The organism is Fibrobacter sp. UWB10, assembly GCF_900182935.1.
GTDB classification, from domain to species: domain Bacteria; phylum Fibrobacterota; class Fibrobacteria; order Fibrobacterales; family Fibrobacteraceae; genus Fibrobacter; species Fibrobacter succinogenes_O.
This window is the reverse complement of the sequence record NZ_FXUE01000002.1, coordinates 764,727-791,283: the sequence shown is the minus strand read 5'-3', so window position 1 is coordinate 791,283 and position 26,557 is coordinate 764,727. Positions and strand designations below refer to the sequence as shown.

The 26,557-nt window shown below is 49.2% G+C and carries 23 protein-coding genes; 6 read left to right on the top strand and 17 right to left on the bottom strand.

The features are described from left to right. Positions 1 to 66: 66 nt before the first annotated feature. The 5 genes from QOL41_RS07900 to QOL41_RS07880 form a co-directional block, all read right to left on the bottom strand. Positions 67 to 1,761, bottom strand: a complete 1,695-nt coding sequence (locus QOL41_RS07900; protein ID WP_283429314.1) for a M3 family oligoendopeptidase — start codon at positions 1,759 to 1,761, stop codon at positions 67 to 69. A 32-nt stretch (positions 1,762 to 1,793) separates the two neighbouring features. After that, positions 1,794 to 2,384: a hypothetical protein gene (locus tag QOL41_RS07895; RefSeq protein ID WP_283429313.1), complete on the bottom strand. Its 591-nt coding sequence runs from the start codon at positions 2,382 to 2,384 to the stop codon at positions 1,794 to 1,796. A 259-nt stretch (positions 2,385 to 2,643) separates the two neighbouring features. Next, entirely contained in the window at positions 2,644 to 3,489 is an 846-nt protein-coding gene (locus tag QOL41_RS07890) for an HD-GYP domain-containing protein (RefSeq protein WP_283429312.1), read from the bottom strand. Between the two features lie 133 nt (positions 3,490 to 3,622). Further along, positions 3,623 to 6,214: an InlB B-repeat-containing protein gene (locus tag QOL41_RS07885; protein WP_283429311.1), complete on the bottom strand. Its 2,592-nt coding sequence runs from the start codon at positions 6,212 to 6,214 to the stop codon at positions 3,623 to 3,625. Between the two features lie 129 nt (positions 6,215 to 6,343). Further along, on the bottom strand, positions 6,344 to 8,110 hold the full coding sequence (locus QOL41_RS07880) for a PA14 domain-containing protein (RefSeq protein WP_283429310.1): 1,767 nt from the start codon (positions 8,108 to 8,110) through the stop codon (positions 6,344 to 6,346). Between the two features lie 165 nt (positions 8,111 to 8,275). On the opposite strand from QOL41_RS07880, the gene ruvA reads away from it, so the two are divergent. The 4 genes from ruvA (at position 8,276) to QOL41_RS07860 (ending at position 12,745) form a co-directional block, all read left to right on the top strand. Further along, a complete protein-coding gene (gene ruvA / locus QOL41_RS07875) occupies positions 8,276 to 8,884 on the top strand; it encodes a Holliday junction branch migration protein RuvA (protein ID WP_283429309.1) in 609 nt (202 codons plus the stop codon). Positions 8,885 to 8,922: 38 nt separating this feature from the next. Next, entirely contained in the window at positions 8,923 to 9,966 is a 1,044-nt protein-coding gene (gene ruvB / locus QOL41_RS07870; RefSeq protein WP_283429308.1) for a Holliday junction branch migration DNA helicase RuvB, read from the top strand. Positions 9,967 to 10,079: 113 nt separating this feature from the next. Beyond that, entirely contained in the window at positions 10,080 to 11,147 is a 1,068-nt protein-coding gene (locus QOL41_RS07865) for a glycoside hydrolase family 16 protein (RefSeq protein WP_502846877.1), read from the top strand. A 206-nt stretch (positions 11,148 to 11,353) separates the two neighbouring features. Next, positions 11,354 to 12,745 carry a GntR family transcriptional regulator gene (locus tag QOL41_RS07860; RefSeq protein WP_283429307.1) on the top strand — a complete coding sequence of 464 codons (1,392 nt, stop codon included), beginning with the start codon at positions 11,354 to 11,356 and terminating at the stop codon, positions 12,743 to 12,745. A 13-nt stretch (positions 12,746 to 12,758) separates the two neighbouring features. On the opposite strand, the gene QOL41_RS07855 is transcribed toward QOL41_RS07860, so the two are convergent. The 6 genes from QOL41_RS07855 to gatB all read right to left on the bottom strand — a co-directional run bounded on the left by QOL41_RS07855 (position 12,759) and on the right by gatB (position 18,405). Continuing rightward, positions 12,759 to 13,493 (bottom strand): IMP cyclohydrolase, encoded by a 735-nt coding sequence (locus QOL41_RS07855; protein WP_173654609.1) that lies wholly within the window; start codon positions 13,491 to 13,493, stop codon positions 12,759 to 12,761. 51 nt (positions 13,494 to 13,544) lie between these two features. Further along, a complete protein-coding gene (locus QOL41_RS07850) occupies positions 13,545 to 14,966 on the bottom strand; it encodes a hypothetical protein (protein ID WP_283429306.1) in 1,422 nt (473 codons plus the stop codon). A gap of 24 nt (positions 14,967 to 14,990) precedes the next feature. Then, positions 14,991 to 15,491, bottom strand: coding sequence for a hypothetical protein (locus QOL41_RS07845; RefSeq protein WP_283429305.1), 501 nt, complete (start codon positions 15,489 to 15,491; stop codon positions 14,991 to 14,993). Between the two features lie 67 nt (positions 15,492 to 15,558). Next, positions 15,559 to 16,392, bottom strand: a complete 834-nt coding sequence (locus QOL41_RS07840; RefSeq protein WP_283429304.1) for a TIGR02147 family protein — start codon at positions 16,390 to 16,392, stop codon at positions 15,559 to 15,561. Positions 16,393 to 16,631: 239 nt separating this feature from the next. Continuing rightward, a complete protein-coding gene (locus tag QOL41_RS07835; protein ID WP_173654613.1) occupies positions 16,632 to 16,943 on the bottom strand; it encodes a hypothetical protein in 312 nt (103 codons plus the stop codon). Positions 16,944 to 16,950: 7 nt separating this feature from the next. Beyond that, positions 16,951 to 18,405, bottom strand: a complete 1,455-nt coding sequence (gene gatB, locus QOL41_RS07830) for an Asp-tRNA(Asn)/Glu-tRNA(Gln) amidotransferase subunit GatB (RefSeq protein WP_088628381.1) — start codon at positions 18,403 to 18,405, stop codon at positions 16,951 to 16,953. A gap of 125 nt (positions 18,406 to 18,530) precedes the next feature. On the opposite strand from gatB, the gene QOL41_RS07825 reads away from it, so the two are divergent. Next, complete coding sequence (locus tag QOL41_RS07825) at positions 18,531 to 19,124, top strand: L-threonylcarbamoyladenylate synthase (RefSeq protein ID WP_073321890.1); 594 nt, start codon at positions 18,531 to 18,533, stop codon at positions 19,122 to 19,124. Positions 19,125 to 19,544: 420 nt separating this feature from the next. Here the strand turns inward: QOL41_RS07825 and QOL41_RS07820 are convergent, their stop codons facing one another. The 6 genes from QOL41_RS07820 to QOL41_RS07795 form a co-directional block, all read right to left on the bottom strand. Further along, positions 19,545 to 20,813, bottom strand: a complete 1,269-nt coding sequence (locus QOL41_RS07820; RefSeq protein WP_283429303.1) for an FISUMP domain-containing protein — start codon at positions 20,811 to 20,813, stop codon at positions 19,545 to 19,547. Positions 20,814 to 20,970: 157 nt separating this feature from the next. Further along, the gene (locus tag QOL41_RS07815; RefSeq protein ID WP_283429302.1) at positions 20,971 to 21,456 is read right to left on the bottom strand and encodes a 3-hydroxyacyl-ACP dehydratase FabZ family protein; all 486 of its coding nucleotides are present in this window, start codon (positions 21,454 to 21,456) and stop codon (positions 20,971 to 20,973) included. Further along, positions 21,431 to 22,333 carry a UDP-3-O-acyl-N-acetylglucosamine deacetylase gene (locus tag QOL41_RS07810; RefSeq protein ID WP_283429301.1) on the bottom strand — a complete coding sequence of 301 codons (903 nt, stop codon included), beginning with the start codon at positions 22,331 to 22,333 and terminating at the stop codon, positions 21,431 to 21,433. Before QOL41_RS07810 ends, QOL41_RS07815 begins: the two co-directional genes overlap by 26 nt. 113 nt (positions 22,334 to 22,446) lie before the next feature. Continuing rightward, the gene (locus QOL41_RS07805) at positions 22,447 to 23,520 is read right to left on the bottom strand and encodes a UDP-3-O-(3-hydroxymyristoyl)glucosamine N-acyltransferase (protein ID WP_283429300.1); all 1,074 of its coding nucleotides are present in this window, start codon (positions 23,518 to 23,520) and stop codon (positions 22,447 to 22,449) included. Further along, the gene (locus QOL41_RS07800) at positions 23,520 to 24,482 is read right to left on the bottom strand and encodes a diacylglycerol/lipid kinase family protein (protein WP_283429299.1); all 963 of its coding nucleotides are present in this window, start codon (positions 24,480 to 24,482) and stop codon (positions 23,520 to 23,522) included. The genes QOL41_RS07805 and QOL41_RS07800 overlap by 1 nt, the downstream gene beginning before the upstream one ends. A gap of 3 nt (positions 24,483 to 24,485) precedes the next feature. Beyond that, positions 24,486 to 24,998, bottom strand: a complete 513-nt coding sequence (locus tag QOL41_RS07795; protein WP_173654832.1) for a gamma carbonic anhydrase family protein — start codon at positions 24,996 to 24,998, stop codon at positions 24,486 to 24,488. 99 nt (positions 24,999 to 25,097) lie between these two features. On the opposite strand from QOL41_RS07795, the gene QOL41_RS07790 reads away from it, so the two are divergent. After that, on the top strand, positions 25,098 to 26,534 hold the full coding sequence (locus QOL41_RS07790) for an aldehyde dehydrogenase family protein (RefSeq protein ID WP_283429298.1): 1,437 nt from the start codon (positions 25,098 to 25,100) through the stop codon (positions 26,532 to 26,534). The last annotated feature ends 23 nt before the right edge of the window (positions 26,535 to 26,557 follow it).

The following is a 26,557-nucleotide window of genomic DNA, read 5'->3' as shown; positions in this document are numbered from 1 at the left end:
CAACCATTTTTGCCGTTTTTTTGCAATTTTTTGCAAAAAAAGCAAAAAATAATGACAACGGACCCCCTACGATCTGTTTAACTCGTCCCACACGACCTGCATAAGCGGTTCAATCGTCTTCGCGGTGAAGTCAAACTTGATGTTTGCAGCGGCAAAAAGCTCCGGCAACGGGCGGCTGTCGCCCAAACTTTCGGCCTTAAACAGGTCATCAATGGCCTTTTTCGGGTCTTTTTTGAAGTTTGCCCACACCTGGAGCGCTCCAAGCTGTGCAATTCCGTATTCGATGTAGTAGAACGGGCATTCGAACAGGTGCAACTGCTTTTGCCACAGGTTATTGCGAACCGATTCGAATCCGGAGTAGTCCACGCCCGCGTCGTAGCGGTCCATGATACCCTTCCAAATTTGTTCGCGGTCCTTGGCCGTATGGTTCGGACGGCTGTAAAGTTCATGCTGGAAGCTGTCGATGCTTGCCACCCACGGGAACAGCCAAATTACGTCTTCCAGTTCGCCTTCGATACTTCTGCGAATCGCCTCGGAATCGTTGCCGTAGAAGGGTTTGAGGTTGCTCATGCCGATTAATTCCATACTCATGCTGGCGACTTCGGCGAATTCCGAAGGCACGTCGCGATAAGCCAAAATCGGCTGGTTTGCGAGCGCATACTGGTGGAACGAATGGCCCGATTCATGCAACAGCGTGTAAATGTCGCGGTCGGTTTCGGCCGAATTCATGAAAATGAAGGGGAGGCGGCTTTCGTCAAAGCCAATCTGGTAGCCACCCGGAGCCTTACCGAGCCTGCTATCCGGATCAATCAGCTTCATGGCCTGCATTTCGCGGGCCCACTTGCCAGCCTGCGGGTGAATCGATTCGAAAATCTGGTCGACTTTTTCAATCAATTCTTCGCCATTCTGATACGGTTTGAGGGGTGGGCGTGAAAGCGGATCCACACTCAAATCCCACGGGCGAAGCGTCTTGAGATTCATCTTTTCGGCGCGCTTCTTGTAGACTTCCTTAAGGAGCGGGAGCACCAGCTTTTCAACGCTTTCGTGGAAAGCCTTGCAGTCAGCAGGGGAGTAGTCGAAACGGCGCTTGGCCAAGAAAATGTAGTCGATAAAGTTCTTGCAACCCGAATTTTTGGCAATTTTGTTGCGAATCTGGAACAACTTGTCAAAAGAGGCGTCCAGAGCGTCTTTATCTTTAAGGCGGCGATCCCACATAGTGCGGAAGGCCTTTTCGCGCAAGTCGCGATCCGTCTTTTCAAGATAAGCGCTCATTTGCTGCATGGTCTTAACGCCACCGTCAAATTCTACGCTCATGCCGCCAGTAATCTTCTGGTAGGCCTGAACGGCCATAGTTTCTTCGGTTTCGAGCGGAATATTTGCGGGGGAGAAAAGGTCCAAAGAAACCTGCACGCTCTTGAACCATACGCCGAATTCGTCTTTCAGCTGGTCCTTGGCGGGGTGAGCCATCAGTTTCTTATTCAACTTGTCGTCATATTCGCTCATCACGGGGTCAATATTTCCGACAAAGTCTTCGTATGCCTTGGCAGCCGCTTCATCTTTTGTATTTACGGTCATGGCCACGTAGCGGCGGCTAGAAACTTCAGCTAAAACGGAGCCGAGTTCGCTCCATTTTAAAATCCAGGTGCGCAGGGCATCGGGGGAGTTCGGGACATTTTCATCGAGAAGAGTCTTGAAAAGGCGAGTGACGTCTTCTACGCTGTCTACATTTAAATTTTCAGGTACAAATGTTCTTTTTGTCATATAATCATTGGTTATTAGTTAAAATCTATCGTCTAAAAAGATATCGCTCCAACCCAGTCGCTTACAATGTTGTCCAGAACCGAGGTGCGGGCCTTGTCTGCAAGCGCCTGCTTTTCTTCTTGAGTGATTTTGCGGTCCTGGTCAAAGTTGAGCGAGAAAGCTTCATCCCCTGCCTTAAGCGAGACTTCCATGTGGCCTACGATATGAACCACGTTCACATCCATGAGCTTGAAAATCCGGCGATCGATAGGCATTTCTGTCTTGAGAACCACCTTGTTGTCGCCAGGGACTAGTTTGACTGTATCAAGGAGCGCCACAGGGAGCTCCATCAAAGAATCAAGTACAAGACTAGCCGTTAGGCCACGAATCCAGAGCGTATCCTCGCCTGTATTTCGAGCAATGAGACCAGCGGTCAAATGAGCCTTGCCAATTTCTTTTTCCAGGATTCCTCGGGCAAAATCTTGCACCAGGGCGACCACGTGCGGGTTCGGCAACAAGCCCTTCATCAAATCTTCCGATTTCGGAAATAAATCCTTGTTGATGGTTGCTGAATCCAGCGACAGACTCACGAATTCGAGCTTGGTCTTGGAGAGGATATCAGCCGCCGAAAGTTTCTTGGTCATCGCGCAGCCCGAAAAAAGCAGCGCTAGACAGGCAAATGTTATAAAAATTCTTCGCATGTGTTATTGTAAACCAGGTTCAAGTACAATATAATAAAATGGGTTTAGCGCAAGGCTCCAATAAGGCTGCAATGCAGAAATCCTGTGATTTTCCTCAGTCTTTCACCCCGTCTACCCTCCGTCCCTTTATTGCCGATAATGTAGATTATGTAAACTAAAGAAACTGGAAAGAAGGCGGATTCCCGCCCATCTATAAGGTTTCTTAGTATTTCACCTGTTCGGGAATGCACTGAATCAGGCGTTCTTTGGGGATTGTCAAGAAATACTTGACGAGTTCGGCGTCTAGCTGCGTGCCAGCAACATCCTTAATAATCTGGAGAGCGTCTTCGTGAGTCTTGGGCGCTTTGTACGAGCGACGCATGGTAATGGCCGAATAAGTGTCCGCGATGGAAATAATTCGAGCGGGCAACGGGATTTTGTCACCTGGACAGCTGTAATAACCGTGGCCATCGATTCGTTCATGATGGTAAAGAATCCAGCTCATGATATGCCCAAAAGTCTGGAGCGGTTGCAAAATCTTGACGCCAACTTTGGGGTGACGCTTCATGATTACCCATTCTTCTGGATCTAATTTAGCGGGTTTGTTCAGAATTGATTCAGGAACGCCTAATTTGCCCACATCGTGCATCAGGGCTGCATATTCCAAGCTAACCGGATTGATACCACGTTTGATAGACGCCGGCAAATATTCAAAGAAAAGCATGGTCAGGCGTTGCACATGGCGGCTGTGGCCGTTCAAGTTCGGGTCTCGGGCATCAATCACGCCCACCAGGACCTCAGCAATATCAATACTCCTGGACTTTGCCGTATCGAGCAAATTGAACATGAGCGTAAGGACAATCGCTACAAAGACGCTCCCGCCAAAGAGGATCAGCGCCATCACAAAGTCCGGCTCCCCCACAAACGCACAGAACAGGTAGCCCATCAAGAAAAAACACAGCAAGCTTCCGGCAATAATTTTCCAGACGCGGTCACGATGACTTCCTGCCGAAAGCACATCGTGGGTACTTTTGACAAAAATGAAATACCTGACGATGTTTACCACCATCAGAATTGACCCCAAAATAATCAAAAATGTCACTAAAGCGTCCACTAAAGAGAAAATACATCTTTTTGGACGAAAAAACACATGGCGATTATTCCAAGTTGGAAAAATCGCCATTTAAGGGGTAAAAACTTGGTTAACGGATCGTGACAATCTTGGTTTCGCGACCATAACGAATCAAGAAACGCCCCGATTTCGGCAATTCCACAGTCATCGAGGGCTGCGTCGTCATTTTGCGTAAGACACGGCCTTGCACATCCATCACAAGGAGCGGTTTACCCGAAACAAGCCCGGAGAGAGCTACACGGCTTCCTTGTACATCGACGCGCCAGCTACTTTTCGCAGCAACGCTCGGAAGGGCCATGCGATCCCCTGTAATCCGGAGGCTGTCTATATAGCCATAACGCGTAGTATACGTGTTCTTAACCGTAACACCCGTTACTGTATTTTCGCCCCACACTTCATCAAATAATCCTCCATAATATTCTTCATTGCCACAATAATCATCCACCAATAATCCCGAAATAGAATGACCGTTCCCTGCAAACGTTCCTTCAAAAATCCCAAATGGTTTCCAGTTAAAGTAAACCATACTGTCAAGTTCATCCACAGATTTCTTCGGCACATTTTCATTAACGACAATATCGTTCTGGAGGGAGGCGCATGTTTCATAACCACTCATCCCCTCTATTCCTCCATTGACGAGTTCAGCAAGCCAATACAGTTCTTCCTTAGTCGTAATAAGATAGCACCCCTTCGAATTCTTTTTCGGTTGTTGCGGGACCGGAATCCATTCTGCGTACAAAGTATAATTTTTTGCTTTATCTATTTTTTGATTCACAGAATACCCGAGTGGACTGTTACCCCAATACAAGAATTTTGCACCCTCTCGTGTCGGTTCCTTAAAGACAAAGCCAGTATCAAGAACCGTAAACCGAGTTGGATTTTCTGAATCATTGACACCTCCGTTCAAATGGTACGTTATCGTGTAATCCAGCATTTTCCACTTGGCATGCACCGTAACATCTTCTGTATTCCCGGCAGGGACTTCCGTAATCTTATTCGTAAAGAGGGTATCCGTATACCAGCCCTCAAATTCATACCCGTCGCGCGAAGCTCTCTCAAATACAAATGTCGAAGAATCCGCAGACCAAGGGAACATCAGATTTTCATATTCGAGATTCCCTTTATAGCGATTACCGCCATTCAAGTCGATATAGATGGCAAAGTAGCTTTTCCATTTGGCATAAAGCGTCCATTCGCCATAAAGGCTTGTATTTATGGAATCGACCTTTTGCGTAAAGAATTCATCCGTAAACCAACCTTCGAATTCATCACCATCACGTACAGCGTCTTGCAAAGCAAATGGGCTGTCATTTTTCGTATAGCTATCCGGATTCAACGTGCTATTCTTGCCGCCATTCAGCACATAATGGATTCCAAACAGGAAATTATCAAGACGAGGGAACGCTTCGGAACCCACTTTTTGAACCCAGCGAAAACCGTTCTCCCCCTTCGAAAGAATTTCCAGAGCCGTTCCGTCCGCAAACTGCGATGCACTAAGCGATTTCGCCTGCGAAACGCTCGTATCCTTGGAATTCATGCACAGAGCGTTTTCCATTTCAAAAATGCTTTCGCTAGCATAGCAAGTAAAGCCCTTCTTTTCCACAATGCAGTCCGAAAAATTTCCATCCAGTTCGCCAGCAAAATAGACGTTTCTCAAAATGGCGGCATCCATTTCCGAAACAATTCCTCCGACATAATGCCCTTTGATAATTCCCTTGCTGTAGGCATTTTCGATAATGGAAACTCTCGATGAATCAATATTCTGCGCCTTCGAAAGAGACTTCGCAGAACCTGTCGGCGAAGGGGCAGCCGTCGGGCAAGCGTCATTCGTTACATTAATAACGCCGATTAAACCGCCTGCAATCCCTGAAGAAGCATGAACCGTCGCATTTGAATAGACATTGTTCAGTCGCACCGGACCGACTGCTTCAGCCGCAATACTCCCCGCGGTAGACCCGAAAAAGTAGGAATCCTCTATTCCGAAATTCCTTACACGAGTGATGTTCCCGAGCCAACTATACATTTCATTGCCAAGTTCAACAAAAAAGCCTCCTTCGCCCACAAGACCAGAAATCTTGAAGCCGTTGCCTTCAAATTCTCCCTGAAAGCCAAGCATAATCCACCAAACAGGGTTATCCAAGGCAACATCACCCTTTTCGTCCAGGAGATTTTCATTTACAACAATGTCATTCTGGAGCGAAATGCAGCCGTTAAAAAGGTAACGTGGCTTGCTGTAAGAATCCCTATTGGGAGTAGAGACCGACGCTATGCCGTAAAGTTCATTGGCATTATGAATTAGGTAACAGCCTCGCTCATCCTGTTTTGGGGTCTCCGGAATAAGCCCCCATCTCGCTTCCACGGTAAAACTTCCAAGGTAATAGCCAACAGTGTGCGTCGTTTTACCTTGATAGTATCCAAAATACATAGCATCTCGAAAATCACTCGAACTAGACGCGACAACATACCACCCTAAGAAGGAATATCCTTCGCGAGTCGGGTCCTTCAAAAAAAGGTCTGTTTTGTCCTGAACATAGCTTGTCGGGTTGTCCGGATCATTGACTCCCCCGTTCAAGTTATACTTGATGGTATAGGCGTTTGCCGAAATGGCTGCCACAAGTACAAAAAACGCAATGTAAGACAGCTTACGTGTTAAATGTGACATTTTATTCTCCTTCTTTTCCAATAAAAATATAATTCAAATAAAGGAGTTTAAACAAAATCTCTCAATTTCTTTGGATAAAATGTCACAAACGGCCCAAAGTCGAAAATCTTTGGTTTTTCGGTTCGTTGATTACTGGATGTAATAGCCTTTGGTTCTTCCCAAAAGGTCGTACAGTTTGCCGTTTTTTTGTGGCATCCGTTGTGCTTTGACTTTATGGATGTGAATCGTTTTTTGTTCTGGCACTTCCAGTTTTTGCATCGGATCTCCGATAATCGATTCTCCATAGAACCAATCGAAAAGGTCTTCCTTGTGACTGTACTGGTTCCTTTTCACCCTTTCGTTTACCCATTCCAGGAACGATTCGCCAATGAATTTGTGCTCAAAGGCGTAATACATGAAACCATCCATTTGGTCACTTCCACTGGTTTTGGATGAACCAATACTTACAAAACCGCCGTTAATCGTGTTAAAGATATGCTCGCTTCCAACAGAGGCACTATTGGCGTTGCCGTAGAAATCATAGCAGGTAAGTGGACCACAGCAGGCAAAGTGGAAGAATCTCGGTGACACGCACATGTTTCTTTCCACTCGTGTTATATCCAGCCCGTTTCCAAGGCCAGTCTGGCCTCCGTGCCCACCGTAAAGGGCCCAATCATACTTGTCTGATTTAATGTTGTCTAGATATTCCTGCCCGTCAGCGATGGACTTATCAAGGGAGTCTGGTGAATAAAGAACGCTCAAGCCATCAACGAATTTCTGGTCGAGAGGATTGTCTAGGCCTCCTTCCTCAGTTAGGAACATGGCGCTACGCGTAGCTTTCTTGAACAAACCGAGATAGTAGTTGTGGATTTTCTCGAAATAGTTCAATAAAAGTGTTTTGGGGTTACCGTAGAAACCGGCCGTGTTGGGGTCAATTCGAGAAACCCATATTTCAAAGGAATCAGAAACTGCGCCACTTTTGGAATAGTGCCCGTCAAAAACTCCATTGGATTTTCCAGAAATCCAAAGGTGCTTTATGTCCTCTTCGGGGAGCGAATCTATCATGAAAATATTTCCGTAATAGGTTTGATTGAGACCGCGTGTGCTCTTGTCATTTTGACGCCAAACGGAATCAGGGATTGGTTGATAGGAGGCATTATCCCCGCATTTCCATTTTAGGGTAAGATAAGCGTCGCCAAATTCTTCTGCATAGTTCAGTTTGAATTTGTAGAGACTGTCTTTTTGGAATTGAAAAGCGCTGTAATAGGGAATGTCCCAGTTGTTGAACCATGCGTCAATGAGCAGGGAATCGTTAATCCAAAGGCGTCTGTCATTGTCCGTGGTAAGCTGCAGGGAACAAAGTGCGGTGACTGGAGATTTGATGTATCCGGAATATGCAATTGAAAAACTATCTGCCGGTACTTTCCCTGGTACCGGAGAACCATCGCGTACATCAAAGTTTAATGTTGTCGTGGTGGTTTCAAACAACTTTCCGCCATAGGCTTCGGGGCCTCCGGCAGCAGTGTCTTTCCAAATACCGTCAAGATCCATGAAGTATAAGTCTGTTACCCAACGTTGGTATCGGAATCCTTCTTCTGTTTTCTGGTAGAATTCAAATTGAGCGCGCGGAATGTCTCCAACGAAAATGGCTCCCGCGATGGAATCCTTCTTGCTTACGAGTATTTCTTTTAGGTCGGTGACTTTCCCGCCGTTCTTCTGGGATTTGAAAGATATGACAGAGGCATTTACTTGATAAGTATTCCAAATGTCATCTGTATAGGTGTTGATGGCATCCCTGATTTCGTTGTCTTTTATCATTTCGTCGTCAACGACGATGAGAATGTCTGATGCTTTACTCCATGCGCAAACAGAAAATAGGAGAAATACCCCCAAAAAATATTTAAGTGTATTTTTCATGAAAGCCCCCCTAAACTTCATTAAAGACAAAACCACTTTTTGGAGAAAATATATAATTTTTTTGTAAAAAATGTGATTTGGCTTGACAAAATTGGCTAAAATAGTATATATTTGTGCAGTGAACAGATGTTTATGATTTAGAACTGTTTTGAGGCATTGTAGGCAATGATTGAACGGATTCGCGGAATTTTGATTGAAAAGTCCCCCACTTTCGTGGTTGTAGACGTGAACGGCGTGGGTTATGGCGTAAATATTTCGGCCTACACAGCGGGCAAGTTGCCCGAGGTAGAAAGCGAAGTAACGCTCTACACGAACCTGGTGGTGCGCGAAGATTCCATGACGCTGTTCGGTTTTGCGGACAAGACCGAGAAAGACTCCTTTATCATGCTGCTCGAAGTGAATGGCGTGGGGCCAAAGCTTGCTCAGCGTATTCTGAGCGGAAGCTCCCCCGCAGACCTTTTGAACATGATTGCAAGCGACAACAAGAGCGCCCTGGGCAAAATCAAGGGGCTCGGCAAAAAGACTTGCGAACAGATGGTGCTTTCGCTGAAGGATAAGGCGGGCGCCATGCTGCAAGCTTTGGGCGACGTGGAAGGCTCCGGAATTACCGGAATGGGAGCCCTGACGGGCCCGAAGATGGAAGCGGTTCTGGCCTTGCATACACTCGGCGTGAAGGATCCGGCGGCAGAAAAGGCCGTGATGAAGGCGGCTGAAATCTTGGGCGATTCGGCAGATGCCGCAACACTTATCCCCGAGGCTTTGAAATATTTATAAGAGGAGATGCCCGGTTCCGCCGGGCATGACAATCGAAAATGGACGACCAGCGCATTATTTCTCCGGAACGTAGAACGGGCGACGAAAGCGATGTAGAACGCACACTCCGCCCGCCTAGCCTTGCAGAATTTACCGGCCAGAAGAACATTAAAGAAAGCCTTTCGATTGCGATTGAAGCCGCGAAGCATCGTGGCGATTCGCTAGACCATTGCTTATTCTGCGGGCCTCCGGGTCTTGGCAAGACGACTTTGGCCGGAATCATTGCCAAAGAAATGGGCGTGAATATCCACATTACGAGCGGTCCTGTGCTCGAAAAAGCGAGCGATCTTGCGGGGCTTTTGACGAGTCTGCAAGAGAATGACATCTTGTTTATCGATGAAATTCATCGTCTGAATCGTGTGGTGGAGGAATACCTCTACCCCGCCATGGAAGATTTTAGGCTCGACATTATGCTGGATTCCGGGCCGGCAGCTCGCAGCGTGAATTTACCGCTCAAGCATTTTACGCTTGTGGGCGCAACGACCCGCAGTGGACTTTTGACAAGCCCGTTGCGCGACCGATTCGGACTACATTATCGCTTGGAACTTTACGACGAAGACGACATCAAGAGCATTTTGATGCGCAGCGCGAAGATTTTGAATGTGGGGCTCGAAGAAGATGCGGCCAAGCTTTTGAGCGGGCGTTGCCGAGGCACGCCGCGTATTGCAAACCGAGTATTAAGGCGCTGCCGAGATGTCGCCCAGGTGCGTGGCACCGGCGTCATCGACTTGATGTCGGCAAGCAAGACGCTTGAAATGCTTGGAATCGATGGCGAAGGCCTTGACCACATGGACAGAAAGATTCTGTCCATGATTATCGACAAGTTTGGCGGTGGCCCCGTGGGGCTGGGCACCATCGGGGCAGCGCTCGGCGAGGAGCCGGACACCCTCGAAGAAGTCTACGAGCCGTACTTGATTCGCAAGGGGCTCCTCGCGCGAACGCCGCGTGGCCGTACCGCCACGCGCACCGCCTACGAGATGCTTCATCGCAGCATTCCGAAGGCTCTTGCCGAAGCGTCGGCACAGGAATCGCTGGATTTGTAAAACACAACAAAACAACTGATACACTTGTTTTATTTTGATATTTGCAGGCGTTGTAACGTCTGCATTTTCTTTATAAATTCACTATTGGTGATTTGGATGTGTTTATTGGAGGCATGATGCATCTCAAAACGACTCTTTCCGTACTCGCAATCGCGGCGGTAGCAACCATGGCAAAAGACTTTAGCGGCGCAGAACTCTATACTCTGAAAGAATATACGTATGGCAAGTATGAAGCCCGCATGAAGATGGCGGCAGCCTCCGGTACCGTCAGTTCCATGTTCCTCTACCAGAACGGTTCCGAACAGGCTAGCGCCCCCCGTTGGGTCGAAGTCGATATCGAAGTTCTCGGCAAGAGCCCGAGCAGCTTCCAGTCCAACATTATTACCGGTAAGGCCGGCGCTCAGGTCACTAGCGAAAAGCACCACAAAGTCGATCCTGCTGCAGACCAGTCTTTCCATACCTACGCAATCGAATGGACTCCTGATTATGTGCGTTGGACTGTCGACGGTGTCGAAGTCCGCAAGACCACCAAGGGTCAGAACGACAGCAAGAACCAGGTCGAAAACCTGATTGGAACGCAGGGGCTGCGCTTTAACCTTTGGTCTTCTGAAAGTGCCGAATGGGTCGGTAATTTCGACGAATCCAAGCTTCCGCTTTTCCAGTTCATCAACTGGGTTAAGGCTTACAAGTATACTCCGGGCCAGGGTCCGAACGGCAGCGACTTTACGCTCGACTGGTCTGACAATTTCGAGAATTTCAATAGTTCCCGCTGGGGCAAGGGCGACTGGACCTTTGACGGAAACCGCGTGGATCTCACTGACAAGAATATTTATTCTAGGAACGGCATGTTGATTTTGGCCCTCACTCGCAAGGGTCAGGAAAACTTCAACGGTCAGGTTCCTCAAGACGCTGCCGGAGACGCCGAATTCAATAGTGTTGGTCCGGCCCCCCAGTCTTCGAGCAGCGTCCAGAGCTCTTCGAGCATCGCATCGTCTTCTAGCGTAGCTCCGAGCTCCAGCAGCCAATACAATCCGGTAAGCTCTAGCAGCGATCAGAACACCGGCATTCTCCAGAACCGCGCCAAGCTCCAGAACAAGGAAATCCGCGGTACCGTGAATGCCAAGGGCGCTCGCGTGAACCCGAGCAACAAGGCCAACTATCAGGTTGACTTCAACTTCTAGAAATTCATCCAACCCCAAACAACCCCGACCTGTGCAGGAACCTCCCCTGCGCAGGTCTTTTGTTTACAGACCGCTCGGCTCTGTTTCAAACATTAAAATGTGACGTCGCCTCGCTCTCGCCACCGCCCCAGCTTAACGCTTGGGGTTTTGTGGCTCACACAGACCGCTCGGCTCAATTGCAGATTATATTTTATTAATATTTAGGCATGAAACAGCGGATTATCAAGGCTTTGCTCGACATGAACCTCGCCGAGGGCGACCGACTCCCGTCGGTGCGTTCCATGATCAAGAGTTTCGGCGCTTCGTCGGGCACAGTGCAGGCTGCGCTTGCCGAGCTGGAATCCAACGGAAAAATTTGCAAGATTCAGGGTAAAGGCTGTTTCTGGGGCACGTCTCCCCTACGGACCAAGGTTCCCTTTATTCACGAGACGGTTTCCGAAAAGCTCGCCAAGGCTTTCGAACGCGACTTTGCGCAAGGCTATCTGAAGCCCTCGCAACCGCTTCCACTTTCCAAGGAACTTTCTGCCCGCTACAACGTGTCGCAGGGCACGCTCCGCAAGTTCTTGGAAGAAAAGGTGGCTCGCAACATCCTGAAAAAAGAAGGCCGCCAGTACCTCTTTTACCGCAAACAGCAAAAGAAAGACGACGCGCCGCTCAGCGAACTCATCTTCGTGACGCGCTGCAACAGCTGGGGCGGATTCAGCGCCGAAAGCGAACGCGAACTGGATTTTTTGCGGCTCGTGTACAAGACCGCAGGTAAAAACCATTACAAGCTGACCCTGTTCGGCATCAACGATGCCTCGGGCAAACTCATTGACCGAAGCGGAAAGCCATGCAAGCTTTCGGAACACCCGAACGCCGTGGGGGCCGTGCTTTCGACGCTTTTGGTGCAGAACTTTAGGCCCCTCCTGACGTTTTTTGCAGACGCCAAGTTCCCCGTGGCCGTGTGGTGGGAACACCCCATCGACGCAGTACCCCGCAGCTTTTTGCGCAAGGACAACTGGATATTCTTTAACTCCACCTTCGGCAAGAACCCCGGCAAAGAAATCGGCCGCTACCTGCTCGGCCTTGGCGTGACCGAAGTCGGATACTTTTCGCCGTACCACAACAGTTCCTGGTCCAAGGACCGCTTGACCGGCCTCGAAGAATCGGGCCTGGTGGTGCACCCCTACGTGGATGCGGAATTCGCAAGTCCCTGGGATTACAAACAAATTGCCCGCAAGAAAGTCGAAAAACTTTCCGTGGAAATCATGGCGCGTACCCTCGAAAAAGAAAAACTCAAAACGCTCGCTGAACGCGCCCTCGAATTCCAGGCGAAAAACGGCAACAACATGCCCTGGATTTGCGTGAACGACGAAGTCGCAGGCATCTTTATGGAAATGGTCGAAGAAAACAACATGGAAATTCCGCAGCCAAATATTGGTCCGACCTACATTGCCTTCGACAACTCCATGGAAAGCTATCTGCTGCGCATTCCCTCTTACGACTTCAACACCGATGCGCTGGTGGAGCAAATCTTCTACTATATCAGCAGCCCCTCGGCATTCGATGGCATAAAAAAAATCCACCACATCCTCGGGAACGTGGTGGAAAAATAGAAGACAATAATAATTACTTGTTTTTATTGACGATCAAGGTCTTGGCCTTGAAGGTCTTCTTGTCAATCCACTTGACCATCAGAGACACCTTATTGTCCTTGTCGAGAGCGGCCCAATACTTCTTGAGCGTGTCTTCGGCATTGTCAAAAATCGGCATCAGTTTCGGGAAACCGCTGAAAGACGGAATCGGGTTGCCATCGGTTTCGTAAGTGCTGATGAAGTGGCCGAGGCCCGGCAGAGCCTTTTCGTATTCAAACGTCATGCGTTCGCAACCAGCTTCTTCGCTATTGTTACGGCTCTTGAGAATGGAGAGCTTGTACACGGCGGGCTGGGCGTTCTTGTAGTGAATACCGGAAATACGCGGTGTGAAGTTCGGAGCGTCGTCTTCGTACTGGCGCGTAGCGAGAGCGCTTTCGAAAGTACCGCCGAGCTTGATAGCGTTATAAATCGTATCGGTCTGGTCACCGTTGGTGATAATCTGCACGTCGGCCGTGTGGCGAGCCGGGTAGTAGATAATCAGGTGCGGGTCGGTGAGCTTGGATTCGTCGAAGGCCTTCGTCTTCATGAAGCCGGTCTTGGCTTCCATTTCGAAAACGCGGTTACGGCTGTTAACGCTACGGCCCATAATCCAGTAGACCTGCACGTAGGACTTGCCATCGGCGCTTTCGCCGAGCACAATGCCACGACCAGGATACGGGTTATTGGAGAGGGCCTTGAAATTCTGTTTTGCTTCGTCTGTGTATTTCATGGCCCGAAATATAGAAAAATATTCCTTTATCAACCGCACTCGTCGCCAAGATTAACGTTGCCCTGCGTTCAACTGGATGTCATACGGCATAACTTCCTTTATCAGCCGCATTTTGTTGCCAAGATCATTGTCATACACCAGCATGGTCGCTTCGGTAAACGGGTCTCTAAGCTCCACGTTGAAGCTGACCCTTGTATTGCAAATGCAATCTGCCAGCGGGGCTGAAGTATCGTAATGCGGAGTCACATAAAATATACTGTCCTTTACCTGAGTTTCGATGCTTTCGATTACCGACCCGCAAGTAAGCGAAATACTTTCTATGACAACCTGCGCTGAATCACCGTCCCAGTACATGTGCGCCACAGGCGGGATAGCGGCATCGACCATCGGATCTTCGGAGAAAGCATTACCCATGCACTGCAAATCGGCATTGGAAATCTTCTGATAGCCCGGATCCGGCTGGTTTATCAATTTATGCTTCAGTTCCAGCGGTGGCCTGTTGTTTTCGAACGCCGTGTAGTCGAAGACGTTGTAGTTTTCGTCAAACGTGAATTGCACATCGGCCGTGCAGCCACACCTGAATTCCACCCCCTTTTCTTCGAAACGCTGGAAATTCACAAAGAGCGTATCCCCGATAACCGACGCCACGGTATTATCCGCTTTCAGGCTATCAAAGAAAGCTTTCTGCAAAGCGGAATCGCAGGCGTAACTCAACTTGACATTCTCCAAGTCAATTTGCGCATAGCTGTTGGAAATGCTGAGATACGCCGCAGGCAGCACGGGATCAACAACCGGTTCATTCGTCCATACTTTTTCCTGGCAGGTCGCCGTAATGCTTTTCAGTGGTACAGGACCGTTATATTCACGCCTAGAAGAAGAACTCGGCGGAATCTCGCTCGACGAAGAGCCTGGTTCACTTGAGGACGATACATCTTGTGAACTGGACGATTCAATCGACTCACTCGAGGAAGATTGCTCATTCCCGCTCGAAGACGGATTCTCGCTCGACGACGATGTATTGACCATACCCGAAGAAATCTTTTCCGGAGCAGGGCCTTCCACAATCTTGAAAACCGAATTCTCGTACGAGAAATACTTGATATCGGCATCTGCATCAGAGATATCGAACGTAAAGTCCGTAGTGCAGATCCAGTTCAAAGCCTCACTCGTCGAATCCGAATTCCAGATATGCAGGGTATCGCCGGAACGTTCGTACAGGCATTCATTGCACAATTCGACATCGTATTCCATCTTCGGAAGAAGAACTTGGTAGCCTTCATCTTTAGATCCTATCACGAAGGCCTCGCCCTCCCCTTCCCAGGGAGTAAAGACGCCGCAATTTCCAGCGTGTGCGATATCCTTTCCTGCGGGAGTTCCTCCCTTTTCGCCGCCTTTGGCGTTCGAAGACGAATCGTCCCCGCAGGCAACCATCATAAGCGAAAGCGCTGCCGCGCATGCAAGATACTTTTTCATATTCATTCTCCTCTTTAACTAAAGTTAATCTTCAATAACAAACTTTTGTCTGCCAAACACGAGATATTGCGTATTGAAGAACGCCTCGTTGTGCTCAATTCTGAAAGACACTCGTGTCGGGCAAACACAATTGGTTATCGGGCTATCCGCAGCCTCGACCACATCAACATAGAGAGTTCCATCGGATGCATAGACATCGAAACGTTCAAAAACAGCTCCGCAAGACATGTACATTTGGGGAATAACGATAGTATCAAAACCGTCGTCACCAACCTTTCGACTGGCAACAGAATCCCTCTCTGTATCGTCCGAAAGTTCTGCCGAATTGCTCAAAGGATCCACATTGTCCAAACACTGGAGCGAAAAGTCCTTCGTATGTGCAATACCTCCATCGATCATATCGGATATCTCAGATGACGAAGACACTTCTACCGGCTTGATATCCATCCCGTTTTCTGTTTCAGAGAGACCGTTGCTCGACGAACTCAACGAGTTACTGTTTTCAGCCAAGGTATTGGGATCCACCGTTCCTCCACCGGAACACGCAATCACAAGTATCAAAAACAGAGAACCTGAGACAAGAGCAAACTTCTTAAGCATGGGACGCCTCCTTAATCTTGTCCGTAAACGGGAAAAACTGGAAATTGATTCGACAGACCTGGTCTGAATCCTTATACTCGTTCACAATGGAGAGCACCTTCTTGCAACAAGCGTCTATTTCTTCGACAATCCTCTTGCTTGCCTCTTCGGTCACGCCGACTGTCAACCCCGTAAAATAGCGTTCGCTTGGGGAATAGCGATCTACAGCCCGCGCAGCCATGTTCGCCATTTCCTTGTGCATGGAACGGATTGCAATAGGCAGAGCCTCCTTCGACCCGATAACGTTCTGCTCCGTCTGCGAATAGACCTTGTCCCCGTCCTTCTTCAGGAACCCGGCCTTGACCAGAAAACTCAGGATATCGCGAACCTCTTCAGCCGACACGTGCTCTTTGCATTCTTCTGCAATATCACTCGGGTTGGCACCCGGCATCATCGGAGCAAGTTCCCTCATTACAGGGTATTTCCACGATTCATAATACTGAAAGGCGTCACCGTCAATAACGCGCATTTTGTGCTCCGTCGCAATTTTCTGCATTTCAAGCAGAGCGGCCTTTTTGACGGAATCCTTCTTGGCATTGCAAAACGTTACCATTTCGCGGAAATAATCTTTTTCGTAACCGAGAAGCCCCATAGCATTCGCGACTTTTTCAATTTTCGGTGCGCCCAACCTGCTTTCACCCAGGCAAACGAGCTTCAAAAAATTCGGCGAAGTAAAGCCGGCACTCTTGCAGAACTCTCGCCACGAGAACGCGCCCAAACGCTTGCGTTCGTCGTAGTAATCCTGTATATACAGGCGATAATCCTTATATTCGAGTATCGATTTCATATACACTAAGATATATTTTTACTTTCGATAAGTCAATAAAAATACTATACAAAATCAAGATTTTTATAAAAATTTCTCAATTTTTATGCAATTTCAATCAGTAGATTTAAAAATACTATACAGACTGTATAATAAAGCCCAAAAGCCACACGGATTGGAAATGCCTAACGGCATTTCAGTTTAACATTAAAAAAGGAATCACGTTAGTGATTCCCATCAGTGTGATAATTATGCTTGACTCACCGCTTCGGGTTGTAGTTGTTCATCAGGACCATGGCCAACGCAACGCAGAGCATCACCACGCTACCCACAATGACTTGCTGGCGGTGGTTATATTCACGCTTGATATACTTAGGGTCCTCTTCGTTGAGTTCCTGGAGAGTCGGCCCTTCAGCTAGCTTCGCAGAATCGATGCCACAAATTTCAGCAATCTGCTCCTCGGTCATATTCAGCGTGCTCACGCGCAGGCTGTCGCACTTGTTTGGAGTGTCGGCAGCTGCTGCGGGCAAAGCGAGAAATAACGCGAGAAGAATTGCAAATGCAAAACGCATTAAGGCATTATTCCTTAGCGAGCTTGTCGAGAATCTGGTTCACGAGGCCCGGGTTAGCCTTACCACCGGACTTGCGCATGGTCATACCGACCAAGAAGCCCTTCAGAGCAACCTTACCTGCCTTGAATTCGGCAAACTGGGCAGCGTTTTCGGCACAGACGGCGCGGACCACTTCTTCGATGGCGCCGGTGTCGGTCACCTGCACGAGACCCTTTTCCTTCACGATAGCTTCAGGATCCTTGCCGGTTTCGAACATCTCGGCGAAGACGGTCTTTGCAATCTTACCGTTGATGGTGTTATCGGCGATGAGGTTCACGAGCTTGCAGAGGTCTTCGGGCTTGATCTTGAGGGCGCTGAGGCCGCCTTCCAGTTCCTTCACCTTGGCCAAAAGTTCGGTAATCACCCAGTTGGCCAATACCTTGCCGTTCTTGCAATTCTTCGCGGCGGTGTCGTACCATTCGCTCACGTCGCGGTCTTCGGTCAGCACCATGGCGTCATATTCGGAAACACCGAAGTCGTCCATGAAGCGCTTGCGGCGGGCATCCGGCAGTTCCGGAAGCGTGCGACGGATTTCTTCCACAAAGGCCGGGTCAGTCACGAGGCGGACCATGTCCGGTTCCGGGAAATACTTATAGTCGTGGGCGTCTTCCTTGGAGCGAATGACGATGGTCTTGTCCGCGTTGGGGTCGTAACGCTTGGTGCACTGTTCCACTTCCTTACCGGCGTCGAGGGTCGAGGCCTGCAGGTTCATTTCGCAGTAGAGAGCCTTTTCGAGGTTCGTAAAGCTATTCAAGTTCTTAATTTCGGCGCGGATACCGAACGGAGCGTCTTCGCTGGCACGCAGAGAGATGTTGCCGTCGCAGCGCATGTTGCCGTTTTCCATGTTGGCGTTGGACACGCGGGTGTATTCCAGCGTCTGCTTGATCTTCTTCAGCACGAGCACGGCTTCTTCGGGGCTACGGATATCCGGTTCAGTCACGATTTCGCAGAGCGGAGTGCCGCAGCGGTTCGCGTCGAAGTGGGAATCGGTCGGGCTCATGTCGTGGATGAGCTTACCGGCGTCTTCTTCCATGTGGATACGGGTAATGCCCACGCGCTTCTTGGTGCCGTCTTCCTTGACAATTTCGAGCCAGCCGTTCTTGCAAATCGGGTGGTCGTACACCGGAAGTCCGCCCGTCTGGGTAATCTGGTAGCCCTTCGGCAAGTCCGGGTAGAAGTAGTTCTTGCGGGTCCACATCGCGTTCAGGTCGATTTCGCAGTTCAGGGCGAGGCCCAGGCGAATTGCATATTCCACCGCCTTCTTGTTCGGCACGGGCATGGCACCCGGCATACCGAGGCAAACAGGGCAAACGTGCTTGTTCGGGGTCGTATTCACTTCGATTTCGCAGCCGCAGAACATCTTGGTTTTAGTCGCGAGCTGACAATGGATTTCAAGACCGATAACAGGACAATAATTGGACATAAAAACTCCGTATTATTTTACGGCATACAAAATAGAAAAAAGACAGGCTAAACAGCAGGAATTTTGAGTTTTTAGCCCTTAAAATCAGCTATTGCAATTTCCTATGTTTTTACTATTTTATCGCCATGCGTTTTGAAGTTCACCCTGTAAATCCGCAAGCGAGAATCGTGAAGCTTGCCGCAGCCGCCCTCGAAGACGACGGTCTTGTTCTCTACCCCACTGAATCTGGTTACGCAATTGGCTGCAACGCCGAATCGCCCAAGGCAATCCACAAGCTTTATGCCCTCAAGAAGCCGATGAAGAAGTTCTTCATGGCGCTCATCATTCCGGATATTCGCAAGGCGACCGATTACGCCCGTGTAGACAACTTTGCATTCAATATCATGAAGCCGCGCGTGCCCGGGCCGTACACGTTTATTTTGCCCGCCGACCCGCATATCGCCCGCCGCCTGGACGTCAAGCGCCCGGAAATCGGCGTGAGAATGCCGACGCACCCGTTCTTCAAGGAACTTTTCCAGCATTTCGACAAGCCGATTCTGAGTACGGCCGCCAAGCTCACCGAAGAAGACATGTACGAGCCGGACGATATCTGGAAGACATTTGAGCATTCCGTCGACATGATGGTCGACTGCGGCCCCATCGAAATCAATCCGACCAACATCATCAGTTTGATTGGGGATCAGGTCGAAGTGATTCGTGGCGAGTTGCTAGACCCGTAAAAAAGGGGGAAGTCTCCCCCTGGTTCGCACTTCGTTGCTCTCCACCCTCTCGCCTAGGGGCTTAGCCCCTAAAACCCCAAAAGCCACACGGATTGTACTAAAGTACTAAAAGTGTGCAAGGTTATGACGCAGCAGAAAACTTGTTTTCTGTTATGGCATAACCGTAGCCACGAACGCCAACGGCGTTAAATGCTAGGCTCACTTATAGGTCTGCAAGCAGCCCTGCAATATTCGCCTTACGCATTTATCGGATTTTGCTAACGCAAAATCTATTTTTAGACACAGAAGGTGTTACTTATAACGAATAGCGCTTCGTCTCTGCCTACACCGCACGCTCACATGGCCGTTCCGGAATGTTCGCTTTGCGGTCAGGCACTCCCCTCCGCTTTCCTCAAAGCAAACCCCTTCAGAGGAAAAGAATTAATAGTCCTTAACGCAGCGAACGGAAGCGCCGTACCTTTTTTGATTACCCCATGCCAAATAAGCATCATCAGAATACACAGCTCCACCTCTACATGTAGCAGCATCCACGGCTTCATATTCTGCAGGAAAATCAAAAAAAGTTCCATTTCGAAGGTTTTTGAACACTACCAATTTATTTCCATCCATTCTATTCAAACGATAGCCTGTTGCAATTAGGCTCATTCCGGTAAGATTTCTTCCTCCGACCAACGAAAAGGAAATTTCTGATTTTATAGTATTCGATCTTTCAATTTCACTTACGCCAACGTCTGAAGCATAAGATGCCGCAAGCAATTCCCTTTCGGTCATTACATGCCAGCCACTCGGGCAAATACCTTGATGGAAACCGTCTCCATCCGTATCAATCAAATCGGCACAGTTTTTACTGTTACATTCATACGGCAAAGCCATCATTTCAGCCCACTGGTACAAGCCGCCCCACCAGTCTTTGCAATACTCAATGCTGTCGTTATAGCAGTACATTTCAACTTTTGTGTCGTCATCTTGCTCTTCTGTACCAGTAACCATTTTTTCATGATATTTAAGATTCTGGGCAAATACAGTAAAAGCTAGATGGACACTATCGGGGCCATACTCATTATCGATATCGATTGTGGCGTACTTTGTACCGTCACGAGTATCCGTAAATTCGCCATAGCTCATATTATAGTGCAACGGACTCGGCAAAGATTTGTACCCCTGGCTACTGCTACTCTTGGGTGTGGAACTAGAGGATGAATACTCATATTTCAGCCATCGGCCATCAACGCATTCATAAACAACACCTTGGTTTCTTTTAAAATCACCATCTTCCGGGCAAGACATTCCTAAAATTGTTTTCTCTACATACAGTTTCCAGCCATCCTCATAACAGATATACCCATTTCTATAATCAGGAAATTCTTCTATGTATATATCACCATAGGTACAAGGAGCATTTATATCAAAACTGCTACTAGAAGCAGGATTCGACACACTACTACTCGACTTATTTTTCGAAGAAGAAGATTTCACAACACTGCTGCTGGATTCATCTTTTTTTGTAGAAGAAGAAGACTGTTTGCCATCGCTAGAAGTGGGCTTAACGGAAGAGCTAGATTCCTTCGTCTTTTCCACGGACGAAGACGATTCTTCGCTCGGGTCTGGGGCAGGCGCAGAGCTACTCGATTCATCGCCGCAGGCAACAAACAAAACCGCAGAAATCAACAACGCAGCAAAATATTTCACAGAAAACCTCCTGGAACCTCAATCTTTTTTGCCAAATTTAAATTATAAAAAAAGGAATCACGTTAGTGATTCCCAATCAGCGTGACAATAAAGTCTATTTTTCTCAGGTATGAAAAGCTGATGCTGACTTTCGTCAGCATGACTCGGGCATAAATAATTACACCATGGCGGCGCTAAAGTCGGCCTTGGTGCAGAGGGTTTCCTTGCCTTCGGCATCGACGGTCAGGAGTTCGCCGCTGTACTTGTAAATGCCGTGGCGGGCCATGATGAGCTTGGCCTTCAGGACAATTTCGGCCTTCGGAATCACCGGAGCACGGAAACGGCAGTTTTCGACTCCCATGAATGCCGGGCGCTTGCCCGTGGTTTCGGCTTCGCGACCGATCATGGTGAGAAGCGTAGCGGCCTGGGCCATGGATTCAATCTGAATCACGCCGGGGAGTACCGGATTGCCCGGGAAATGTCCCTTGAGAAAACCTTCTTCACCGGTCAAGTGCCACTTGGCAACGATTTCCATGTTTTCTGCGTCGAGGCTCAAGATTTCATCGACAAAGGCAAACGGGGCCTTCTGCGGAAGCACGCTGTGGACGACTTCGGCATCGTAGAGGATTCCATCGACGTTAGACTTGGGTAAAGATTCCAGCATTGACATAAGGAATGATTTTCTCCATGATTTGGTGGTGGGACACATGCCCACCGTTGGTGATTTCGATTCGGACCCTCGGAAGGGCCGGACAGATAAAACTCAGGTCTCCAATCAAATCTAGTATTTTATGCATCGCGGGTTCGTTTGCGATGCGGAATTTAGGCGAACAGGCGCTGTTTTGAGTCGCGCAATCCCCCGCTTTGAGCAGGAGTCCGCAAGATTCATCGACTCCGGCGAGGAGCCCTGCCGCTTGAGCGCGCTCCAGTTCCACCTGGTGAATGAAGGTGCGCGCCATGAAAATTTGGTACAAGTTCTCGGGCGAATAAATGGAGACGGACGCCGCCGACTTCAGGTCGTAACCGTCGCGGGCGGTATTGCGATCGAGAACGTATTCGACTTCGAAAGTTTCCGCCGGCGTAATGCGGACATGGCCGTAAACCGCGGCATCGCTACCCAAGTCCCACTCGGCATGCACAGGCGCATCGAAGAAGACCAGCTCTTCGGGCGCACCGCAGAATTTTCGCATTTCGCAGAAGAACGGAATCGCAGAACCGTCCATCATCGGGACTTCGGGCTTGGCCGCATCAGAGAGTCGCACGTTAAAGCGCCGGTGCGGCCACATCAGGAACACGGGAGCCAAATGCTCCGGCGACAAAAGTTCCAAGCCAGATTCGCTCAACTTGTAGCCAGCGGTGCGCTTCGCAAAAAATTCCAGTTCCTCAAAACAATGACACGCATCGCTGCGGTAAAAAAGCTTTTCGCCCACATACCAAGCCACAAAGGGAACCTTCTGCGGGTCCTTTTCCAGAGGCTCGACAGAAACTGAAGTCGAACCAAAGCTTAAGCTGGGAGATGTAAAATTCAAAATGCCACTCATTACGGCAACAAATATAAAATAAGAGACCCTAGCTTTCGATTAGGATGACACAGATGCAATGTGAAATTGTGTAATGACAAATGTGAAATAAATAATCTCACATTCCACATTTCTCATTTCACATTTTTACTCTTCTTCGCCATGACGCGGAGCTCGACCATTTGACGACGCCAGATGTCGATGTCAATTGCGGGGAACCCAGCAACGGTCTTGCCAGCGGGAACGCTCTTGGTCACGCCCGCTTTCGCCGTCACAATCGCATTCTTGCCCACGGTCAAGTGCCCCGCCGCCTTTGCGCCGCCCGCAAACTGCACACCGTCTTCGAGGATCGTCGTGCCGCCAAGCGCCGTCTGCGAGGCCATGTAAATGTTATTGCCGAGAACGCAGTTGTGTGCAATCTGCACCATGGAATCCAGATGGCAATTGTCACCGATGGTCGTCGGAGAAATGAATCCGGCCGCCACGACCGTGTTCGCGCCAAAGCTTGAGCGGTTCCCGATGCGCACTCCTGCAAAATGCGGCACCATGCGGCGCTCGCCTTCGTGCTCGTAAAACCCGAACCCGCGGCTACCGACCACGACGCCCGCTTGAAAAATGCAGCCCTCGCCCACGATGACATTCGGGTAAATGGTCACGTTTGATTCTAGGCGGCAGCCTCGCCCGACGCTTGCACCGCGCATCACGACGCAGCCGGGCCCGACAAAGCAGCCTTCGTCAACAAAGCCTTCGACAACCGCCGACGGGTGAATCCAGGGGCCGTTTTCGCCATAGCCCACGCCCATGTAGTCGCAGTCAAAATGCACACCCGATTCCATATTGTCGGTGAATCCGTTGCCCTCGAAATGCTCCAGAAACTTGACCATGGCATGGTAAGGTTCAGCGACAGCAATAATGTTCTTTGCATTCGGGAAAATCTCGGTGAACGAAACCTCGCCCGATTGCGCAGCCACAGAAGGCACGAATAGGAGGCCGGCAGCCGTCTTTTTCAAATCATCGTTCGAAGGACCGTTCGCATGCGTCACGCTCTCGACGCGACCCACCCAGAAACTCACGTCGTTTTCGCGAGCCTGCGTAAGTGCCGCAAAGCCCGTCAAAGTAACCTCTGGCGATTCGCGCAAGACGCGACATTCAATTTGGGATATGTTTTGCAGGTAATCGACAATGTCTGAGGCGCGAACGGAGAACATTATTCCCCCAGCGCCATAATCTGCACCTTGCAGGCAAAGTCAATGTCTACATGGCCGCCGAGTTTACCGCTCAGATCTTCGCCATCGAGCTGCAAGAATTCGTCTTCGGCAAATTCAAGCTTAACGGATTTTGCCTTGCGAGTCTTGATAAAATACTTCTTGACCAGATTTCCGATTACAGGCAAGTTTCCGACGGCAATGGCCAGCAAGAACCTGAACATGTTCGGCACGCATACAATTTCGAGCAGGCCGTCCGCCATGTCGGACTTGTAGAACGGATTTGCGCCACTTGCAAAACTCGGGATATTGCCCACAATCACGGTGCGGTGACCATCCAGAATCTTTTGCCAACGACGGCCTTCAGCATCCACAAACGAAAGTTTGCCTTTCTTGAGGGCGTAAGAACGGTCCGCAAAGAAACTCTTGACATAGTGCAGCTTGTTCACGAGCACAGAATTCGAATTGAATTCGCCATTGGCACGGGCACGGTTAAAATCGTGAGCAATTCGGGCATCGATTCCGCCCGAAAAATAGTTCGCAAAAGCGATTTTCCCGTTCACCTTCCAGATATCGAAGGGTCGTGCCTTGGCCTGCAAAAGCCTGCGCACCAGGAACAGAAGACCCTTGTCCACATAGGGCTTGTAAAGGTTCAAAACGCGGGCAAGATCGTTACCCGTACCAAGGGGAATCAGGCCGATTTTTACGGATTTCGCGTATTCCGAAGAGACCATGACCGAAAGCACGGAAGACACGGTGCCATCGCCACCGACGGCAACCAACTTTTCGGTATTGGCAAGCGCATCGCTAATCTGCTTTTCAAGGCCATCGATCGTTGTAAATTCGGCCTTCCACTGGTCTTCCGTATAATTGAGCGACGCCATAATTTCGGGCAAGAATTGGTGAATCACCTTGCCCTGGCCGCCGCCACTGATTGGATTTATGAGAAAGACAAATTTATACATGGTCTACACCTTCATCAATTCGTCTTTCACAATCAAATAATGTTCTGCATTTTCGTGGAATTTGCGAATTTCGTCTTCGGTCAGTTCGCGTACCACATGCGCCGGAGCGCCCACAATCAGACTGCGTTCCGGAAATTCCTTGTTCTGCGTGACAACGGCACCGGCAGCAACTACACTGTCCGACTTGATATGCACGCCGTCCATAAGGATTGCACCCATGCCAATCAGCACGTTATCGTCTACATCGCAGGCATGCAAAATGGCATTGTGGCCAACGGTTACATTGTCGCCCACATGCACGCCAACCCCAGTCGAAAGATGGACTGTTACATTGTCTTGAATATTGGTACGTTTGCCGATTCGAATTTCAGCAAGGTCTGCGCGAATGACAGCGTTATAGAACACCGAAGAATCATCTCCGATTTCGACATCGCCAATGACTTTTGCACCATCGGCGATAAAAACGCGTTCGCCCAAGACCGGACGTTTACCTTTGTATTCAATTAAAGATGCCATGTCTATAATCTATAAAAAAAGATTGATAAAGTCATTAGTCTGCTTATACTCATTCGATAATAGTTGAGTTTGTATCAACAAAAAACTTATATTTTCGTTATGAACGATTCCTTGAAAACTCTTTTTGATGCGCAGGGTGAAAACCGCTGGAAAATTGCACAATCAAGCGTGAAAGAACGCATCGCCAAGTTACTAAAACTTCACAAGGCGATTGAAACGAGACAACAGGAATTTTACGATGCCGTATGGGCCGACTTTCATAAGCCGAAGACCGAAGCATGGCTCACCGAAGTCTACCCTGCTCTGCAAGAAATCAATCATACCGTGAATCATTTGCCCGATTGGGTCGAAGACCAAAACGGTAGCTGGAGTTTTCTGTTCCCGCTGAATTCAAGCGTGAGTCACTTTGAGCCCAAGGGCCGCGTGCTGATTATGGCCCCGTGGAATTATCCGTTCTTGCTGTTTATTTCGCCGATTGTTGCAGCGGTCGCCGCGGGCAACGTGGTGATTGCGAAGCCGAGCCACAAGACTCCTCATGTCGCCGAAGTTCTAGAATCGATTATTAAAGATGTATTCCCGCCAAACGAAGTGGCCGTCGTGCAGGGCGCAGGTGCCGAAATTGGCGACCAGTTGCTCGCTCTCCCCTTCGACCATGTGTTCTTTACGGGTAGCCCGAACGTGGGTGCCCATGTGGCAGAAGAAGCTGCAAAAATTCATGCCGGCGTTACACTTGAGCTCGGCGGAAAATCGCCGGTGATTGTTCTGGATGATGTCAAAATCAAGGATGCTGCGAAGAAACTTGCTTGGGGCAAGTGCCTGAATGCAGGCCAGACCTGTATTGCTCCCGACTACATGCTTTGCCCGCAACGTTTAATGCAACCGCTGGCCGAAGCCATTGCAGACAACATAAAGAAGATGTATGGCGATACCGATGAGGCCCGCCGTAACTCCGAGATTTTTGTGCACATTGTAGAAAGTCGTTCTGTCGAACGCCATCAAGCTCTCATCAAGGACGCCTTGGACAACGGCGCGAAAGCTGTCTTGGGCGCACAATTCAGCCCCGAAGATATTGAAAACCGTTACACGCCCGCAACCGTGCTGACAGATGTCAAGCCCGACATGCGCATTATGGAATCCGAAATTTTCGGACCGATTCTCCCAATTATCGCCTACGATTCATTAGAAGAGGCAATTGCCTTCGTTCAAGCGCGTCCGAAGCCGCTGGCACTCTACATTTTCGGAAAGTCCGAAGTGAAAATCAACGAAGTCATCGCCCGCACGACCTCGGGCTCTACTTGCGTAAACCATTGCATTTTGCAGATTGCAAATCAGTCGGTTCCGTTTGGCGGCGTGGGCATGAGCGGTACCGGCAATTACCACGGGATTTACGGATTCAAGACATTCAGCCACGAACGCAACGTAATGCGGCAGAGTGCCCTCGACACCATGACATTCCTGTACCCGCCGTACCACAAAGGCAACGAAAAAAGCCTCCGGGCAAGAATCCAACGGATTGCAGAGTATTTCTTAAAATAAAAGCTGATCCTGAACCAAGTTCA

Bases quoted from the DNA above. Each gene is read 5' to 3' on its own strand.
- QOL41_RS07900 (WP_283429314.1), bottom strand. From the start codon at position 1,761: ATGACAAAAAGAACATTTGTACCTGAAAATTTAAATGTAGACAGCGTA.
- QOL41_RS07895 (WP_283429313.1), bottom strand. From the start codon at position 2,384: ATGACCAAGAAACTTTCGGCGGCTGATATCCTCTCCAAGACCAAGCTC.
- QOL41_RS07890 (WP_283429312.1), bottom strand. From the start codon at position 3,489: ATGGTGGTAAACATCGTCAGGTATTTCATTTTTGTCAAAAGTACCCAC.
- QOL41_RS07885 (WP_283429311.1), bottom strand. From the start codon at position 6,214: ATGTCACATTTAACACGTAAGCTGTCTTACATTGCGTTTTTTGTACTT.
- QOL41_RS07880 (WP_283429310.1), bottom strand. From the start codon at position 8,110: ATGAAAAATACACTTAAATATTTTTTGGGGGTATTTCTCCTATTTTCT.
- ruvA (WP_283429309.1), top strand. From the start codon at position 8,276: ATGATTGAACGGATTCGCGGAATTTTGATTGAAAAGTCCCCCACTTTC.
- ruvB (WP_283429308.1), top strand. From the start codon at position 8,923: ATGGACGACCAGCGCATTATTTCTCCGGAACGTAGAACGGGCGACGAA.
- QOL41_RS07865 (WP_502846877.1), top strand. From the start codon at position 10,080: ATGATGCATCTCAAAACGACTCTTTCCGTACTCGCAATCGCGGCGGTA.
- QOL41_RS07860 (WP_283429307.1), top strand. From the start codon at position 11,354: ATGAAACAGCGGATTATCAAGGCTTTGCTCGACATGAACCTCGCCGAG.
- QOL41_RS07855 (WP_173654609.1), bottom strand. From the start codon at position 13,493: ATGAAATACACAGACGAAGCAAAACAGAATTTCAAGGCCCTCTCCAAT.
- QOL41_RS07850 (WP_283429306.1), bottom strand. From the start codon at position 14,966: ATGAAAAAGTATCTTGCATGCGCGGCAGCGCTTTCGCTTATGATGGTT.
- QOL41_RS07840 (WP_283429304.1), bottom strand. From the start codon at position 16,392: ATGAAATCGATACTCGAATATAAGGATTATCGCCTGTATATACAGGAT.
- QOL41_RS07835 (WP_173654613.1), bottom strand. From the start codon at position 16,943: ATGCGTTTTGCATTTGCAATTCTTCTCGCGTTATTTCTCGCTTTGCCC.
- gatB (WP_088628381.1), bottom strand. From the start codon at position 18,405: ATGTCCAATTATTGTCCTGTTATCGGTCTTGAAATCCATTGTCAGCTC.
- QOL41_RS07825 (WP_073321890.1), top strand. From the start codon at position 18,531: ATGCGTTTTGAAGTTCACCCTGTAAATCCGCAAGCGAGAATCGTGAAG.
- QOL41_RS07815 (WP_283429302.1), bottom strand. From the start codon at position 21,456: ATGCTGGAATCTTTACCCAAGTCTAACGTCGATGGAATCCTCTACGAT.
- QOL41_RS07810 (WP_283429301.1), bottom strand. From the start codon at position 22,333: ATGAGTGGCATTTTGAATTTTACATCTCCCAGCTTAAGCTTTGGTTCG.
- QOL41_RS07805 (WP_283429300.1), bottom strand. From the start codon at position 23,520: ATGTTCTCCGTTCGCGCCTCAGACATTGTCGATTACCTGCAAAACATA.
- QOL41_RS07800 (WP_283429299.1), bottom strand. From the start codon at position 24,482: ATGTATAAATTTGTCTTTCTCATAAATCCAATCAGTGGCGGCGGCCAG.
- QOL41_RS07795 (WP_173654832.1), bottom strand. From the start codon at position 24,998: ATGGCATCTTTAATTGAATACAAAGGTAAACGTCCGGTCTTGGGCGAA.
- QOL41_RS07790 (WP_283429298.1), top strand. From the start codon at position 25,098: ATGAACGATTCCTTGAAAACTCTTTTTGATGCGCAGGGTGAAAACCGC.